Source organism: Isoalcanivorax indicus, from assembly GCF_003259185.1.
Classification (GTDB): Bacteria; Pseudomonadota; Gammaproteobacteria; order Pseudomonadales; family Alcanivoracaceae; genus Isoalcanivorax; species Isoalcanivorax indicus.
In genome coordinates this window covers 2,545,415-2,559,379 of record NZ_QGMP01000001.1, presented here as the reverse complement: position 1 = coordinate 2,559,379, position 13,965 = coordinate 2,545,415, and the positions used below count along the sequence as shown (strand labels likewise).

Here is a 13,965-nt window from a genome sequence, read left to right as displayed (position 1 = left end):
CTCCTGAGCTGTTGCGCTGTTTGGGGATCGGCGCAGTTTACCGCATCCCTGCTGGTGATGTGTGGTGGCCTTGCCTACACTTTGCGGCGGGCTTTGAGGAGCGAGCATGACCGTCAGCGACCACAGCGATCAGCACACCGATGAACACTGGATGCGCCAGGCACTGGTGCTGGCGGCGCGTGGCGCCGAGGTGGGCGAGGTGCCGGTGGGGGCGCTGGTGGTGCGCGATGGCGAGATCATCGGCCAGGGCTGGAACCAGCCGATCAGCGGCCATGATCCCACCGCGCATGCGGAGGTGGTGGCGATGCGTGATGCCGCGACGCGGTTGGGCAACTATCGACTGACCGGGGCTACCCTGTACGTGACCATAGAGCCCTGCACCATGTGCTTCGGCGCGCTGATGCATGCGCGTATTGCCCGGCTGGTGTATGGCGCCACCGAGCCGCGGGCTGGCACCTGTGTCAGCCAGCTGCGGCTGCCGGAGCAGACCTTCTACAATCATCGGGTGGCGGTAACGGGTGGGGTGCTGGCAGAAGACAGCGCCGCGCTGTTGCGCGGCTTCTTTGCGGGCAAACGTCGCTAGACCGGTCGCGGTTCAGTCCACCATCGCCAGCATCATGCGGGTATGGCGCTCGGAAGAACCGGCCCAGACCAGGGTGTCGTAGTAGCCGCGAATGGCACGCACATAGATCACCGCCTGGCCGCCGCCGCTGGCATAGCCGTGGCGGGCGTGCTGGTAGTAGCGCGCCTGGCGCAGCTTGGGCATATGCTGCTGTACGTCTTCCCAGGAATCCGGATTGCCGCCCTTGCGCTGGGTCAGCACGCGGGCATCTTCCATGTGACCGAAGCCGGCGTTGTAAGCCGCCAGGGCGAACCAGGTGCGATCCGGCTCAGGGATGCGTTCCGGGATACGGTCGTAGATCTTGCGCAGGTAGGCGGCGCCCGCGTGAATGCTTTCGTACGGATCAGTGCGATCAGCCACGCCCATTTCCAGCGCGGTGCGCTGGGTGAGCATCATCAGCCCGCGCACGCCGGTGGGCGATACGGCTTCGGCGTCCCACATGGATTCCTGGTAACCGAGTGCTGCCAGCAGGCGCCAGTCGAAGCCGGTGGCTTCACCGGCGTCGATGAAGGCCTGGGTGTACTGCGGCAGGCGTGAATCCAGATGCTGGATGAAGGAGCGCGCCGCATACAGGTTGAAGTGCTCTTCGTGGCTGTAGAAGCGCTGCTCCAGCCGCGCCACGGTGCCGTTGGCCTTGGCCCGGGTCAGAAAACGCTGGGCGGCATGCCGTAACTGGCCATTGCTGTCACGGCGGAAGGCCCAGCCCAACTGGGCCTGGCCAGCATCAAAGGCGGCAATCAGTTCCGGGAACAGCGCCCGGTGGATGGCATAGGCGTTGGAGTCCACCAGGGTGTAATCGAAGTGGCCCTCATCGACCAGCGTCAGCAGGCGCTCGACGCTGGCGCCCTCCAGCGCAACGACCTCCATATCACCGATGTCCGCGGCCATCAGGTCCAGACGCTCGGCATGGCTGCTGCCCGCCAGCACCACACCGCGCAGGCCAGCCAGATCACTGATGTCGCGGGGGCGTGCGCCGCCCATGCGGTAGATGACCTTTTCATCCACGGTCTGGTAGGCCGTTGAGAAATCGAAGTGGCGTGAGCGGTTCGGTGTGATGGACAGGCCTGCGGCGGCCAGGTCAGCACGGCCGCTGCGCACCAGGGCGAAGAGTTCATCCAGTGTATCGGCTTCGATAACGCGCAGGCTGACGCCGAGTTCATGGGCAAAGCCCGCGACCAGCTCGTAGTCGAGGCCTGTCTCGCCGTACTGATCCATGTAATAGGTTGTCGGGGCAGCACGGGTTGCCACCACCAGTTCGCCGCGGGCCAGCACCTGTTCCAGCGGCCCGGGGGTGGGCTGCATGGCGGTGGTGATGGCTACGGTGCCCAGCAAGACTGCCGGGATCAGCAGGTATTTCAGTTGCCGTATCAGTGCGCTCATATCCTGGTCCGTTGCTCTGTCATCATGTCTGTGACAGGCCGGTACTGCCGCTTCCGACCGTTGCTCTCTGAACAGGCGTGCTGAACAGGAGCATCGTGAAATCACACTGCCTTGTGTGATGTGTATCACGAGTTCGGCGCGGACTCTAGCAGGCGAAAAGGTGGATTTCACCCGTATTTGTCCGACAATTGTGTCGATAGGTAACACCTGGGCGATTTTCAGCCTGATGCCGGGGGCACAGCCTCGGAATAGTGGCTGAGGCCGCCTTCCGGGTCTGCTGCACCTGCCTTATGGCGTCTTCAATGGGTGAAGGCGGCTGCCATCAGCGGGCAAATCCCGTATCATTGCGCCTCCCCCAGTTCCTCCCGGCAACAGCTGAAAAAAAGGCGTCTCATGCTGATACTTCCCGGTTCCTCCGCGCTGTCTGCGTTCCGTCTGGAAAAACTGCTGCAGTCCTTGCCCGGTGTTACCGCGCTGGGCGCGCGTTTCGTGCACTTCGCCGAGGTGGAAGGCACCCTGGACAGCCGCGCCCAGGCGGTGCTGGAAAAGCTGCTGACCTATGGGCCATCAGGCTCGACGGCCCTGCCCGAAGGGCGTCTGTTCCTGGTGGTGCCGCGCCCCGGCACGATTTCACCCTGGTCGTCCAAGGCCACGGATATCTGCCATAACGCCGGTCTGGCGCAGGTGCGCCGCGTGGAGCGGGGTATTGAGTACCGGGTGGCGTGTGATGACAGCGCCGAGACCCTGGCCGCCGTGCGCGCCGCCCTGCATGACCGCATGACCCAGGCCGTGCTGGACGATCTGGACAGCGCGTCCTGCCTGTTCAGCCACCAGTCGCCACGTCCGCTGAGCCGGGTCGATGTACTGGGTGGCGGCCGCGAGGCGCTGGAAGCGGCCAACAGCGACCTGGGGCTGGCGCTGGCTGAGGACGAGATCGACTACCTGGTCGGCCAGTTCACCCGCCTGGGCCGCAATCCCAGTGACGCAGAACTGATGATGTTCGCCCAGGCGAACTCCGAACATTGCCGCCACAAGATTTTCAACGCCGACTGGACCATTGATGGCGAAGCCCAGTCGCACAGCCTGTTCGGCATGATCCGCAATACCTTTCAGAAGCATCCCGGGCAGGTGCTGTCGGCCTACAAGGACAACGCCGCCGTGATGCGCGGGCATGAAGCGAGCCGCTTTTTCCCCGACCCGGACAGCGGTGAATACCGGGCCGTGGAAGAGCCGGTGCATATCCTGATGAAGGTGGAAACCCACAATCATCCCACCGCCATCGCCCCGCACCCTGGCGCGGCCACGGGCGCGGGCGGTGAGATCCGTGATGAAGGCGCCACCGGCCGTGGCGGCAAGCCGAAAGCCGGCCTGACCGGCTTCTCGGTGTCGAACCTGAGGATCCCCGGCTTTGCACAGCCCTGGGAAGGGGATTACGGCAAACCGGAGCGGATCGCCTCGGCGCTGGACATCATGCTGGAAGGGCCGATCGGGGGCGCCGCTTTCAACAATGAATTCGGCCGCCCGAATCTGTGCGGCTATTTCCGCACGCTGGAAATCGAGGCGCCGGGTGTCGGCGGCGACGAGATGCGCGGCTACCACAAGCCGATCATGATTGCCGGTGGCCTGGGCAGTGTCCGCGATGGCCACGTCCAGAAAGAACCGATTCCCGCCGGGGCGAAGATCATTGTGCTGGGTGGCCCGGCACTGCTGATTGGTCTGGGTGGCGGCGCCGCCTCGTCCATGGCCTCTGGCGAGAGCGCCGAGGATCTGGATTTTGCTTCGGTGCAACGGGACAACCCGGAAATCGAACGCCGCTGCCAGGAAGTGATCGACCGCTGCTGGGCGCTGGGTGAGCGTAACCCGATCGTCTCGGTACACGATGTCGGCGCCGGTGGTCTGTCCAACGCCTTGCCGGAGCTGGTGCACGACGCTGACCGGGGCGCGACCCTGCAACTGCGCGGCATCCCCTGCGACGAGCCGGGCATGAGCCCGGTGGAAATCTGGTGCAACGAAGCCCAGGAGCGTTATGTGCTGGCGGTGCTGCCGCAGGATCTGGCGCGCTTCGCCGCCCTGTGCGAACGCGAGCGCGCGCCGTTTGCCGTGCTGGGCGAAGCCACCGAAGACGAGCACCTGCGCGTCGACGACAGTCACTTCAATGAAGCGCCGGTGGACTTGCCCATGGATGTGCTGTTCGGCAAGCCGCCGAAAATGCAGCGAGAATTCGACCGCGCTGATTTCGAACGCCAGCCGTTTGATGTCGAGGGCATCGAGCTGCGCGACGCCATCCAGCGCGTCCTGAGCCTGCCGTCCGTGGCCGCCAAGACTTTCCTGATCACCATTGGGGACCGCAGCATTACCGGCCTGGTACACCGTGACCAGATGGTGGGGCCGTGGCAGGTGCCGGTGGCCGATTGCGCCGTGACCGCTGCAGGCTATGACCACTACACCGGCGAAGCCATGAGCATGGGCGAGCGCACCCCGATGGCCCTGGTGGATGCCACCGCCTCCGGACGTATGGCGGTGGCCGAAGCGCTGACCAATATCGCTGGCACCCTGATTGGCGACATCGGTCAGATCAGCCTGTCCGCCAACTGGATGGCGGCCGCCGGGCACCCCGGTGAAGACCAGAACCTGTTCGACACCGTGCAGGCGGTGGGCATGGAGTTGTGCCCGGCGCTGGGCATCAATATCCCGGTAGGCAAGGACTCACTGTCCATGCGCACGGTGTGGCAAGACAAGGGCCTGGACAAGAAAGTCACCGCGCCCCTGTCGCTGGTGATCTCGGCCTTTGCCCCGGTCAGCGATATCCGCAAGACCGTGACCCCGCAACTGCGCAGCGAACCGGACACGGTGCTGTTGCTGCTGGACCTGGGCTGCGGCCAGAACCGCCTGGCCGGTTCCGCCCTGGCCCAGGTGTTCGGCAAGGTCGGTGACGTGGCGCCGGACATTGACGAGCCGCGTCGCCTGAAACGCTTCTTTGAAACGACCCAGAAACTGCTGGCGGAAGAGGCCCTGCTGGCTTATCACGACCGCTCCGACGGCGGCCTGCTGGTCACCGTGCTGGAAATGGCCTTTGCCGGGCGCACCGGCGTGGACCTGGTGCTCGACCATGTGGCCGGGGATCACAACGAAGCCCTGGAAGCCCTGTTCGCCGAAGAAGCCGGTGCCGTGGTGCAGGTGCGCGCTGACCTGGCCGACCATGTGATTGCCGAGTACGCCGAAGCCGGTCTGGGTGAATGCGTGCATCGCATTGGCGAACCGAACGCCGACGATGTGCTGCGCCTTCGTCTGGGCGGTGCCATCCTGCTGGAAGGCCCGCGCCGCGAACTGCACCGCACCTGGGCAGAAACCAGCTACCGCATGCAGGCCCTGCGCGACAACCCCTCCTGTGCCCGTCAGGAATTCGATGCGATCCCGCGCAATATCGATCCGGGCCTGAATGTCCGCCTGACCTTCGACATGACCGATAACCCGGCAGCCCCGATGCTGGCCAAAGGCGAGCGCCCGCGCGTCGCTATCCTGCGCGAGCAGGGTGTCAACGGCCAGATGGAAATGGCCGCGGCTTTCGACCGCGCCGGTTTCAGCGCCATCGACGTCCACATGAGCGACCTGCTGGCAGGCCGCGTGCAACTGGAAGACTTCCGTGGCCTGGTGGCCTGCGGCGGCTTCTCTTACGGTGATGTGCTCGGTGCCGGTGAGGGCTGGGCCAAGACCATTTTGTATAACGACGCCCTGCGCGATGCCTTCAACCGCTTCTTCTTCCGCGAAGACACCTTCGCCCTGGGCGTGTGCAACGGTTGCCAGATGCTGTCGGCCCTGAAAAGTCTGATCCCTGGCACCGAACACTGGCCGCGCTTCGTGCGCAACCAGAGCGAGCAGTTCGAGGCTCGCACCGCGCTGGTGGAAATCACCCCGTCCCCGTCGATCTTTTTCGAGGGCATGGCGGGTACGCGCATTCCGATTGCGGTGGCGCACGGCGAAGGCCAGGCCGAAATCAGTGACGACAGCCTGGCACGCTGCGTCGAACAGCGTCTGCTCGCCGCCCGCTATGTTGACGGCCTGGGCAATCCCACCGAACAGTACCCGGCCAACCCCAACGGCTCGCCCCAGGGCGTTACCGGCTTCACCAACAGCGACGGTCGCGTGACCATCATGATGCCTCACCCGGAACGTGTGTTCCGCGTGGTGCAGAACAGCTGGTACCCGGACGACTGGCGCGGCTTCGAAGACGGCCCCTGGCTGCGCATGTTCCAGAATGCCCGCAAGTGGGTGGGCTGAAAAAAGAGCACAACATAATGAGTACAACAGAACAGGAAAAAACCTTCGGCCCGTTCGAGCTGACCGCTGCGCACAAGGGCGAGGTCCCGTCGGACTTTATCGCCCGCCGCCGCATCGCGGCGGCCATGCAGCAGCTTTCGGAGCGCCTGATTCGCGCGGAAGCGGATCAGTCTGCGCTGGAGGACTGGGCCGGAGTGCTGGAATCGCTGGTGGAGCAGGTCGGTACGCCGGAACGCCGTGATACCCGTGATGCCAACCGGCGCATGTTCAGCGGCAAGGCAACGTCGCGCGATATTTTCGACATGATGGATTTCGATCCGGTGGGCGGCTTGTCCAATCCGATTGCGCCGCAACTGGTATGGCGCAACGAAAGCCAGGACGGTGTCGAGGGTGAAATCTGTCTGGGGCTGCATTACCAGGGCCCGCCCGGGCGGGTGCATGGTGGTGTTATCGCCTGGATTCTCGATGCGGTGCTGTCGCGCGCCATGCATGCGGCCTTCAAGATCGGTGTCACCGGCACGCTCAATATCCGCTACATGGCGGCCACGCCCATCGAAACCCCTCTGCGTTGTACGGCGCGCATTCGCGAGATCGACGGCCGCAAGATGTTTATCGAAGGCGCTATCTTCGATGGTGACACTCAAACAGTCGCTGCCGAAGGTGTTTTCTTTCAGCCCCGGTTTGGCAAGAAGTAAGGGATCCTTTCCGGTTGGTGCGCACTGCGTAGCCCGGTCTCGGGGAGGGGTAAGCCCTTCCAGAAGCCGCCGTAAATACGTCCCTGTAGGCTTGCGTTCGGCTTCCTGCCTCACACACTTCTGGAAGGGCTTACCCCTCCCCGAGGCCTCAGTTCAGAGGTCACTTCACCGCTGGCACGTCGTAGCTTGTCGCCAGAACCAGGCTTTCGGTTGGCTGGAAGTTGTTAATCGGGCTGCACGTGACGGCCCTCGGGGGGCGGGTAAAGGGTTTCTGGACCTTCGAGAGGCATGGATGCCGAACGAGAGCTTACAGGGGTGAGACAAGCGTCTTGCGACGCATGCGTCGCGCGCAGTCGAACGCACGCCATCTGTGATGGCGGGCCGGGCCCGCAGGGGACTTGCAGCGTGTCCAGAAACCCTTTACCCGCCCCCCGAGGGCCACAACCACCACGCCAGCAAGAATGGAACCTTTCCGCCACCGAGCGGCAGAAGTCATTTCCGGTCATGGGGCCGGTAGACAGATCGCGGTAGCCTGTCGCCCTTGTTGATTGCAGATAGGGGACAGACCCGTGTCCACGAAGTACGGATTCAAGGATATCCTGGTCGGCGAACCCTGGCCGCCCACCCCCGAAGGCGCCGTGCGCCGCGACATTGCCGAATCATTGCGCGCCATCACCGACCGCCTGGTGCGCATGGATGCCCCCCAGGCCGAACTGGAAGACTACGCCGCCCGCCTGCGCAGCCTGCGCGACGACATCGCACCATGGCCGCGCCGCCCCCAGGGCGCCCTGTTACAGCGCCTGATGGACGGGCAGGGCAGCCACCAGGATGTGCTGGACTTGATGGATCACGAGATCATGACCGGCCGGGCTTCGGTGCTGGCGCCGCCACTGGATCTGTGGCTGGACGGGGACGTCGTCCGTGGCCGCGCCGAGCTGGGCCTGGCATGGCAGGGGCCGCCGGGGCGGGTGCACGGTGGCGTCATTGCGCTGATGATGGATATCCTGCTGGCCAAGACTCAGGATCTGGTGGGTGGCATCGGCATGACCGGCACATTGAGCTTGCGCTATGTGGCCGGTACACCGCTGAAAACGCCGATTGATATGGAAGCGCGGGTGCGCGAGGTCAAAGGGCGAAAGCTGATCGCCGAGGCGCGCTTTATCGTTAACGGTGAGACGACGGTGACCGCCGAAGGGATCTGGATTTGTGCCCGTGGCGAGTATGGTCCGGTGCGGACGCGCACGTCGGTGGCGCCGTTGGCCGAGGCCATGCCGGAGAGCAGACAGGAGAGCTGATATGGGCCAGCGTATTGATCCTGATACGCCCTACAAGCTGTGTTTCTACGTGCCCCGGGAGGATGCCGAGGCGGTCAAGGCGGCGGTGTTCGCCGCCGGGGCCGGGCGTCAGGGCGATTACGACTGTTGTGCGTTCCAGGTGGCGGGCGAGGGGCAGTTCCGGCCGCTGGCGGGCAGCCAGCCGCATATCGGCCAGCAGGATCAGCTGGAGCGGGTGCCGGAGTACCGGGTCGAGATGTTGTGTCCGGGGCACCGGCTGCCTGCCGCGCTTGCGGCGCTGCGCCAGGCGCATCCCTATGAGGAGCCTGCTGTCGATGTGTGGCCGCTGATCGATATCAGCGGCCTGTAAACTAATGGACCTGTTGCCACAGGCGACGGGTCAGGCCGCTGAGGATGGCGGCCGGCATGGGGTCTGCCTGTCCAGGGGTCTCCGGGTTGTGGGTGGCACTTCTGTTGTTCTGGCGTGCGGTGTCCTGACTGTCGAGCAGGGCCAGGCGAGCACGCTCGAGGGTATTCAGCAGCATGGTGCGTTCGTTGACGTCCAGATGGGCGTCGGATTCGGCTTCCAGAATCAGTTCCACCAGCGTGGCGCGCGCCTCTGCATTGGCCTCCTGGGCCAGGGCTTCGATGACATATTCGAGTTCATCTAGCCATCTCAAAGCCTGAAACAGCGTCATGGTCTTCTCCGTCGTGCCCGAAAAAAAGGTGGGCTAAATCCTGCAAGGGCGCGCGTATCCCCTTCCCGCGCTGTCGGGCCGCAATCGCTGTGGCGTCCCATAACGGATTATTTGCCCAGACGCTGTTAACTCCACAAGCGGCCGCTACAGTTTCAGAACAAAGGCGCAACGAAGCGTACAGAACAGGCAACTCTACTTACTCAGGTCATTATGTTATGTTATAACGTATCGGTTTTGAGACCTGACCCCCGGAGTTCGCCCATGCAACGCCTGCCCGTTACCGTCCTGTCCGGCTTTCTGGGTGCCGGCAAGACGACCCTGCTGAGCCATATCCTGAATAACCGTGACCACCGTCGTGTGGCGGTGATCGTCAATGACATGAGTGAGGTCAATATCGACGCTGGCATCGTCAAGGGCGAGGTGGCCCTGAACCGCAGCGAAGAGAAGCTGGTGGAGATGAGCAACGGCTGTATCTGCTGCACCCTGCGCGAGGATCTGCTGCAGGAGGTGGCGGCGCTGGCCCGGGAAGGGCGATTCGACTATCTGGTGATCGAGTCCACCGGTATTTCCGAGCCCTTGCCGGTGGCCGAGACCTTCACGTTCGCCGATGAAGAGGGCCGCAGCCTGGGCGATGTGGCGCGGCTGGATACGCTGGTGACGGTGGTGGATGCGGTCAATTTCCTGCGTGACTTCCATGCGGCGCGGAGTTTGCTGGAAACCGGTGAGTCGCTGGGAGACGACGATGAGCGCAATGTGGCCGACCTGCTGACCGACCAGGTGGAGTTCTGTGATGTGCTGGTGCTGAGCAAGACGGATCTGGTCAGTGCGGAGGAGCTGGAGGAACTCACGGGTATTCTGCGCAGCCTGAATCCGGAGGCGGACATCGTGCCAGCGGTGATGGGCCAGGTGCCGCTGGACAAGGTGCTGGATACCGGTCGCTTCAGCTTCGAACGCGCCCAGCTGGCGCCGGGTTGGCTGCGGGAGATGCGGGGCGAGCATGTGCCGGAGACCGAGGAGTACGGCATCGCCAGCGATACCTACCTGGCGCGGCGTCCGTTCCACCCGCAGAAGTTCTTCGACTTTCTGCACGCGACCTGGGAGAACGGCCGCCTGCTGCGCTCCAAGGGCTGGTTCTGGCTGGCGACGCGGCCGCAGTTCGCCGGGCAGTGGAGCCAGGCGGGGGGCATTGCCCGGCATTCGCCGGCGGGCATGTTCTGGAAGGCGGTGCCGGAGGCGCGCTGGCCGCAGGATGATGAAACCCGGGCGCTGATTCGCGAGAAATGGGAAGAGCCCTTTGGCGATATGCGTCAGGAACTGGTGTTCATCGGTCAGCATATCGACTTTGCCCGGTTGCGTGCCGAGCTGGACGCCTGTCTGCTGACGGACGAGGAGTTGCTGGCCGGTCAGGCCATGTGGCGCACGCTGCCCGATCCCTTCCCGGCCTGGTTCGAGGAACCCGAGGCGGTTGGCTCGACATGATCATGGGCTGTCGCCACAATCACAGGCCTTGACCGCCGGTTACCACGAGACACGCAGAGGACGGATGCAATGACGGCCATCGACAAGGCGCTCTCCCACGCTGCCGAGCATTGCGAGGCGCACGGCGCCCGCTTTACCCCGGCGCGGCGCCGTGTGCTCAGCATTCTGTTGCGGGAGGCGCAGCCGCTGACGGCATACCAGTTGCTGGATCAGTTGCGCGACGAGCACCCCGGGGCCCAGCCGCCGACCGTCTATCGGGCGCTGGACTTCCTGATGCGTAATGAACTGGTGCACCGGATCGAGTCCACCAACAGCTATCTGCCCTGCAATCATGCCCATTGTCACGGTGATAGGGAGCAGGGCGAGCACTGGCCGCAATTCCTGCTGTGCGACCGCTGTGGCGAGGCCCGTGAGGTGCCGCTGCCCGGTGCCCTGCGGGACGCGCTGGCGCGGCAGGCCGGTAGCCATGGGTTCGAGGTGGGGGCCCGGCCACTGGAGCTGCATGGTGTTTGCGCCAATTGCCAGGGTGCAGACCAGATTGCCGGTCACGACAAGGCATGACCGACGAGCCTCAGGGCCGCCGCTGGCGCGCCGAACAGATTCCCTTTCACCTGATCACCGGCATGCTCGGCGCCGGCAAGACCACGTTACTGCGCAACCTGATCCGGCACCGCCCGGCGGGTGAGCGCTGGGCGGTGCTGGTCAACGAATTCGGTGATGCCGGGTTTGATGGTGACTGGCTGCGAGGCTGCGGTGTGCCGGTGCGTGAAGTCCAGGGAGGCTGCATGGGCTGTACGGCGGCGGTGACGTTGCGGGTGGAACTGAACCGCCTGCTACGGGAGGCTCGTCCCGACCGGCTGTTGATCGAGCCCACCGGCCTGGGGCATCCGGCGGAATTACTGCGCTTGCTGCGTGCGGAGCATTATCAGGGCGTGCTGACCCCTGCTGCGCACCTGTGCCTGATCGACCCGCGCCGTTTGCGTGAACCGCGTTTTGCGGCGTCGCCGCTATGGCCAGCGCAGCTCGATGCGGCGGATCTGGTGGTGGGCAGCAAGCAGGACCTGTGGGACACGCAGGCAGAGGCGGATTTCGAGGCCTTGCGCCAGCGCTGGCCGGGGGCCCGTTATACCCGTTGCGGGCCAGACGGGCTCGACAGTGCCTGGCTCGCCTTGCCGCCCAGCGCCGGCGCTGCGGAGCCTGCATGCGAGCATGGCCATGCTCACGGCCATGCTCACGGTCATGCGGGGCTGGCGGACTGGCAGGCGTTCAGCTGGTACCCGCCCGCCGACTGGTGCATTGATGAGGCGGCGTTGCGCCGGGCGCTGGCGGGGTGGGACTGGGAGCGGATCAAGGGCACGCTGGCGGCGCCCGGGGGCGGCTGGCGGCTGGATGCGGTGGCGGGAGACATCGGCCTGACGCCCCTGCCGGAGGCGACGGAAAACCGCCTGCAGGTCATTTGTCCGGCGGCTACCGACGCTGCGGGCTTCCGCGAGGCGCTGCTGGAGGCCGGGTCGAGTTGAGCCCGGCTCAGGCGCCCAGCGGCGCGATGTCCTGGACGCGGATGGGGTAGTCCCCGGTCTCAAGGTCCTGCAGGTAGTATTTCAGGGTGCGGCTGATGGTCGGGAAGGCCAACTCATCCCAGGGAATTTCTTCGGGCAGGAACAGCCCGGCATCCGAGGATTCCTCGCCCACGCCGTACTTGCCGTCCGCCAGTTCCCCCAGAAAGAACACATACACCTGGTAGATATGCGGCAGGTTGAACACGGTATACAGATCCTTGATGTTGACCGTGGCGCAGGCCTCTTCCCAGGTTTCCCGGGCGGCGCCCTCCTGCAGGGTCTCGCCGTTCTCCATGAAGCCGGCGGGCAGGGTCCAGTAGCCCTTGCGCGGCTGGATGTCGCGTTTGCACAGCAGAATGCGGCCTTCCCATACCGGCAGCGCGCCGACCACGATCTTGGGGTTCTGGTAGTGGATGGTGCCGCAGTCCGGGCACCAGTAGCGGGGCCGGTTGTCCCCGGCGGGCACATCGAAGCGTAGCTTGTCGCTGCCGCACTGGCTGCAGAATTTCATCGGGATTCCAGATCGAGGCCTTTGGAAGGGACTGTTGGCGAGACTAACAGAACTTTTTTGTCCTTGCCTGCCTCTCAGGGTCTGTTCAAACTGTCGTTTGAATACACAGGAGCCCAGGGTGATCAAGACCATAGAAGAGCGACTGCGTGACTACCGGTTGCGGGACCTGCCCTTGCAGCTCCCGGAAGCGGCCGTGCTGATGCCGGTGACCGATGAACCGGAGCCGGAACTGATCCTGACGGTGCGCTCCTCGGCCATGCCGACGCATGCCGGTGAAGTGGCCTTTCCCGGCGGCAAGCGTGATCCCGCGGATGAAAACCTGCTGGCCACCGCGCTGCGTGAATCCCGCGAAGAAGTGGGGCTGACCCACCATGACGTGCAGGTGCTGGGACAACTGTCGCCGTTGCCATCGCGTTATGGCATGAAGGTGACGCCCTTTGTCGGCGTGGTGGATCCCCATGTGCACCTGGTTGCCGAACCGGGCGAGATCGCCAGCATCTTCCGGGTGCCGCTGCACTTCTTTCTGGATTCCACACCGGACATGTCCAGCCCGATCGACTTCTTCGGCCGCAAGCTGTGTATCCCCAGTTATTATTACGAGGACAAGCGCATCTGGGGGCTGACCGCCTTCATGATCCTTGACCTGCTCAACCATGCCTTCGATGCGGGCATTTATTACGACCTCGGCGACGGGAGCAACACATGATCTATACCATCGGCAGCCGTGCGCTGGAGCTCAAGGGCGACAGCTACTGGATTGCGCCGAACGCCACCGTGATCGGTTCTGTGGTGCTGGGCAACAACGCGACCATCTGGTTCAACGCGGTACTGCGGGCTGACAATGACACCATCACCATCGGTGATGACACCAATATCCAGGACGGTGCCGTGCTGCACGTTGATCCGGGTGTGCCGCTGACCATCGGCAAGGGCGTCACCGTGGGCCACAAGGTGATGCTGCATGGCTGCACCATTGGCGACAACAGCCTGATCGGCATCAATGCTGTGGTCCTGAACCGGGTCAAGATTGGCAACAACTGCATTATCGGCGCCAATTCACTGGTGCCAGAGGGCATGGAGATTCCGGACAATTCCCTGGTCATGGGCTCGCCCGCCAAGGTGGTGAAGGAAATCGGTGATGGCCACAAGGCCATGATCACTATGGGTGGCATGCACTATGTGGCCCATGGCCAGCATTTTGCCAAGGAGCTCAAGCCCGATCCGCGGTTTCACGACGAACATGAGTGACCTGCATGAGTGACATGGTGGCCTCACCCTGCGTCAGTATCTGCGCGCTGGATGGCGATGACATCTGCGTGGGTTGTTTCCGCACCGGCCAGGAAATCAGTTACTGGGGACGCCTGCCTGCGTCGCGGCAGCGGGAGGTGCTGATGCGCTGCCAGCAGCGCATGTATGGCGCCCAGGCGCCGTGCGTGGTCACGGAAGCGCGACTGGCGGAGCAAGGTTGA

Annotated in this window: 14 protein-coding genes; 11 read left to right on the top strand and 3 right to left on the bottom strand. The window is 64.2% G+C overall.

The window, feature by feature from the left end:
- Positions 1-106 precede the first annotated feature (106 nt).
- Positions 107-583, top strand: a complete 477-nt coding sequence (tadA, locus tag DKW65_RS11540) for a tRNA adenosine(34) deaminase TadA (RefSeq protein WP_111657386.1) — start codon at positions 107-109, stop codon at positions 581-583.
- 12 nt (positions 584-595) lie between these two features.
- On the opposite strand, the gene mltF is transcribed toward tadA, so the two are convergent.
- Entirely contained in the window at positions 596-2,002 is a 1,407-nt protein-coding gene (gene mltF, locus DKW65_RS11535; RefSeq protein WP_111657385.1) for a membrane-bound lytic murein transglycosylase MltF, read from the bottom strand.
- Positions 2,003-2,395: 393 nt separating this feature from the next.
- Here mltF and purL point away from each other — a divergent pair, with 393 nt between their 5' ends.
- The 4 genes from purL to DKW65_RS11515 all read left to right on the top strand — a co-directional run bounded on the left by purL (position 2,396) and on the right by DKW65_RS11515 (position 8,619).
- On the top strand, positions 2,396-6,280 hold the full coding sequence (gene purL / locus DKW65_RS11530; RefSeq protein ID WP_111657384.1) for a phosphoribosylformylglycinamidine synthase: 3,885 nt from the start codon (positions 2,396-2,398) through the stop codon (positions 6,278-6,280).
- 17 nt (positions 6,281-6,297) lie between these two features.
- Complete coding sequence (locus DKW65_RS11525; RefSeq protein WP_111657383.1) at positions 6,298-6,975, top strand: PaaI family thioesterase; 678 nt, start codon at positions 6,298-6,300, stop codon at positions 6,973-6,975.
- Between the two features lie 569 nt (positions 6,976-7,544).
- Positions 7,545-8,270: a PaaI family thioesterase gene (locus tag DKW65_RS11520; protein ID WP_211315768.1), complete on the top strand. Its 726-nt coding sequence runs from the start codon at positions 7,545-7,547 to the stop codon at positions 8,268-8,270.
- Between the two features lies 1 nt (position 8,271).
- A complete protein-coding gene (locus DKW65_RS11515) occupies positions 8,272-8,619 on the top strand; it encodes a YqfO family protein (protein ID WP_111657382.1) in 348 nt (115 codons plus the stop codon).
- A gap of 1 nt (position 8,620) precedes the next feature.
- On the opposite strand, the gene DKW65_RS11510 is transcribed toward DKW65_RS11515, so the two are convergent.
- Positions 8,621-8,947 (bottom strand): hypothetical protein, encoded by a 327-nt coding sequence (locus DKW65_RS11510; RefSeq protein WP_111657381.1) that lies wholly within the window; start codon positions 8,945-8,947, stop codon positions 8,621-8,623.
- 261 nt (positions 8,948-9,208) lie between these two features.
- On the opposite strand from DKW65_RS11510, the gene zigA reads away from it, so the two are divergent.
- From zigA to DKW65_RS11495, 3 genes are all read left to right on the top strand, one after another.
- Complete coding sequence (gene zigA / locus DKW65_RS11505) at positions 9,209-10,426, top strand: zinc metallochaperone GTPase ZigA (protein ID WP_111657380.1); 1,218 nt, start codon at positions 9,209-9,211, stop codon at positions 10,424-10,426.
- A 69-nt stretch (positions 10,427-10,495) separates the two neighbouring features.
- Positions 10,496-10,987, top strand: a complete 492-nt coding sequence (locus DKW65_RS11500) for a transcriptional repressor (protein WP_111657379.1) — start codon at positions 10,496-10,498, stop codon at positions 10,985-10,987.
- On the top strand, positions 10,984-11,946 hold the full coding sequence (locus DKW65_RS11495) for a CobW family GTP-binding protein (protein WP_111657378.1): 963 nt from the start codon (positions 10,984-10,986) through the stop codon (positions 11,944-11,946). Before DKW65_RS11500 ends, DKW65_RS11495 begins: the two co-directional genes overlap by 4 nt.
- 7 nt (positions 11,947-11,953) lie before the next feature.
- On the opposite strand, the gene DKW65_RS11490 is transcribed toward DKW65_RS11495, so the two are convergent.
- Complete coding sequence (locus tag DKW65_RS11490) at positions 11,954-12,496, bottom strand: NUDIX hydrolase (RefSeq protein WP_111657377.1); 543 nt, start codon at positions 12,494-12,496, stop codon at positions 11,954-11,956.
- Between the two features lie 118 nt (positions 12,497-12,614).
- On the opposite strand from DKW65_RS11490, the gene DKW65_RS11485 reads away from it, so the two are divergent.
- From DKW65_RS11485 to DKW65_RS11475, 3 genes are read left to right on the top strand one after another with little or no spacing between them, the layout of a single operon-like run.
- Positions 12,615-13,202 (top strand): CoA pyrophosphatase, encoded by a 588-nt coding sequence (locus DKW65_RS11485; RefSeq protein ID WP_111657376.1) that lies wholly within the window; start codon positions 12,615-12,617, stop codon positions 13,200-13,202.
- Complete coding sequence (locus DKW65_RS11480; protein WP_111657375.1) at positions 13,199-13,744, top strand: gamma carbonic anhydrase family protein; 546 nt, start codon at positions 13,199-13,201, stop codon at positions 13,742-13,744. The genes DKW65_RS11485 and DKW65_RS11480 overlap by 4 nt, the downstream gene beginning before the upstream one ends.
- A gap of 5 nt (positions 13,745-13,749) precedes the next feature.
- Positions 13,750-13,965, top strand: a complete 216-nt coding sequence (locus DKW65_RS11475) for a DUF1289 domain-containing protein (protein WP_111657374.1) — start codon at positions 13,750-13,752, stop codon at positions 13,963-13,965.

Bases quoted from the DNA above. Each gene is read 5' to 3' on its own strand.
- tadA (WP_111657386.1), top strand. From the start codon at position 107: ATGACCGTCAGCGACCACAGCGATCAGCACACCGATGAACACTGGATG.
- mltF (WP_111657385.1), bottom strand. From the start codon at position 2,002: ATGAGCGCACTGATACGGCAACTGAAATACCTGCTGATCCCGGCAGTC.
- purL (WP_111657384.1), top strand. From the start codon at position 2,396: ATGCTGATACTTCCCGGTTCCTCCGCGCTGTCTGCGTTCCGTCTGGAA.
- DKW65_RS11525 (WP_111657383.1), top strand. From the start codon at position 6,298: ATGAGTACAACAGAACAGGAAAAAACCTTCGGCCCGTTCGAGCTGACC.
- DKW65_RS11515 (WP_111657382.1), top strand. From the start codon at position 8,272: ATGGGCCAGCGTATTGATCCTGATACGCCCTACAAGCTGTGTTTCTAC.
- DKW65_RS11510 (WP_111657381.1), bottom strand. From the start codon at position 8,947: ATGACGCTGTTTCAGGCTTTGAGATGGCTAGATGAACTCGAATATGTC.
- zigA (WP_111657380.1), top strand. From the start codon at position 9,209: ATGCAACGCCTGCCCGTTACCGTCCTGTCCGGCTTTCTGGGTGCCGGC.
- DKW65_RS11500 (WP_111657379.1), top strand. From the start codon at position 10,496: ATGACGGCCATCGACAAGGCGCTCTCCCACGCTGCCGAGCATTGCGAG.
- DKW65_RS11495 (WP_111657378.1), top strand. From the start codon at position 10,984: ATGACCGACGAGCCTCAGGGCCGCCGCTGGCGCGCCGAACAGATTCCC.
- DKW65_RS11490 (WP_111657377.1), bottom strand. From the start codon at position 12,496: ATGAAATTCTGCAGCCAGTGCGGCAGCGACAAGCTACGCTTCGATGTG.
- DKW65_RS11480 (WP_111657375.1), top strand. From the start codon at position 13,199: ATGATCTATACCATCGGCAGCCGTGCGCTGGAGCTCAAGGGCGACAGC.
- DKW65_RS11475 (WP_111657374.1), top strand. From the start codon at position 13,750: ATGAGTGACATGGTGGCCTCACCCTGCGTCAGTATCTGCGCGCTGGAT.